Below are 1,720 nucleotides of genomic sequence, written 5' to 3'. Positions count from 1 at the left end.
TCCCGCACCTGCCCGGCCGGTTCGGCCGCGACGGGGACGCCCTCGGCGGCTTCCTCTCCGGCCCCACCGTCCGGTCCGGGGCGCCGTGTCGTCGTACGCGGCGGCGCGTCCCGCGGAGCGGACGGCCGCTCGGGACGTGGCTGTCGGGCGGCCTGCCGGGCGCCGTCGCCCACCGTGGCCCCGGCCCTTGGAGGATCCTCCGAGCAGGGCTCTGACCAGCCTGGACGATCTGCCCGGGGCGGGCGTTCCGGTCGTCATGGGACAATGAAGTACGTGCTCTTCCCCCTGGCTGACCTGTCCGGGGGCCACCTCTGATCGACTGGGATGTGCAGCACGTGCGTTTCCTCAACGACATCCAGCCCGCGTACGACCTGACGTACGACGACGTCTTCATGGTGCCCAGCCGCTCCGCGGTCGGCTCGCGGCAGGACGTGGACCTCAGCTCGCCGGACGGCACCGGCACCACCATCCCGCTGGTCGTCGCGAACATGACCGCCATCGCAGGCCGCCGCATGGCCGAGACGGTGGCCCGGCGCGGTGGACTCGTCGTCATCCCGCAGGACATCCCGATCGAGGTCGTCACCGAGGTCGTCTCCTGGGTCAAGGGCCGCCACCACGTCCTGGACACCCCGATCGTCCTGGCCCCGCACCAGACCGTCGCCGACGCGCTCGCCCTGCTGCCCAAGCGCGCGCACAACGCGGGCGTCGTCGTCGACGACGAGCACCGGCCGGTCGGCGTGGTCACCGACACCGACCTGTCCGGCGTGGACCGCTTCACCCAGCTCGAAGAGGTCATGTCCAAGGACCTGATCCTCATCGACGCGGACATGGACCCGCGCGAGGCCTTCAACACCCTCGACGCCGCCAACCGCCGCTACGCGCCCGCCGTGGACCGGGACGGCCGTCTGGCGGGCATCCTGACCCGCAAGGGCGCCCTGCGCGCCACCCTGTACACCCCGGCCACCGACGAGCGGGGGCGGCTGCGCATAGCCGCCGCCGTCGGCATCAACGGCGACGTGGCGGGCAAGGCCCGACAGCTGCTGGACGCCGGCGTCGACACGCTCGTCATCGACACCGCGCACGGGCACCAGGAGTCGATGATCAGCGCGCTGAAGCTGGTCCGCGACCTCGACCCGCAGGTGCCGATCGTCGCCGGCAACGTCGTCGCCGCCGCGGGCGTCCGCGACCTGATCGAGGCCGGCGCCGACATCGTCAAGGTCGGCGTGGGCCCCGGCGCCATGTGCACCACCCGCATGATGACCGGCGTCGGCCGGCCGCAGTTCTCCGCCGTCCTGGAGTGCGCCGCCGAGGCGAGGAAGTACGGCAAGCACGTGTGGGCCGACGGCGGCGTCCGGCACCCGCGCGACGTGGCGATGGCGCTCGCCGCCGGCGCGTCCAACGTGATGATCGGCTCCTGGTTCGCCGGGACCTACGAGTCCCCGGGCGACCTCCAGCACGACGCGAACGGCCGCCCCTACAAGGAGTCCTTCGGCATGGCCTCCGCGCGTGCCGTGCGCAACCGCACCTCCGAGGAGTCGGCGTACGACCGCGCCCGCAAGGCGCTGTTCGAGGAGGGCATCTCCACCTCCCGCATGTTCCTCGACCCCACCCGGCCCGGCGTCGAGGACCTGATCGACTCGATCATCGCGGGCGTCCGCTCCTCCTGCACCTACGCAGGGGCCGGATCGCTCGAGGAGTTCGCCGAGAAGGCCGTCGTCGG

At 72.6% G+C, this 1,720-nt stretch carries 1 protein-coding gene; it reads left to right on the top strand.

The window, feature by feature from the left end:
• Positions 1-335: 335 nt before the first annotated feature.
• Positions 336-1,720 (top strand): GuaB1 family IMP dehydrogenase-related protein (locus B7767_RS30760; protein WP_085575004.1); only part of this gene is annotated, 1,385 nt, incomplete at its 3' end.

The organism is Streptomyces sp. 13-12-16, assembly GCF_002114215.1.
Taxonomy (GTDB): domain Bacteria; phylum Actinomycetota; class Actinomycetes; order Streptomycetales; family Streptomycetaceae; genus Streptomyces.
The sequence above is the reverse complement of the archived record's forward strand: the minus strand, read 5'-3'. Positions and strand labels throughout refer to the sequence as shown.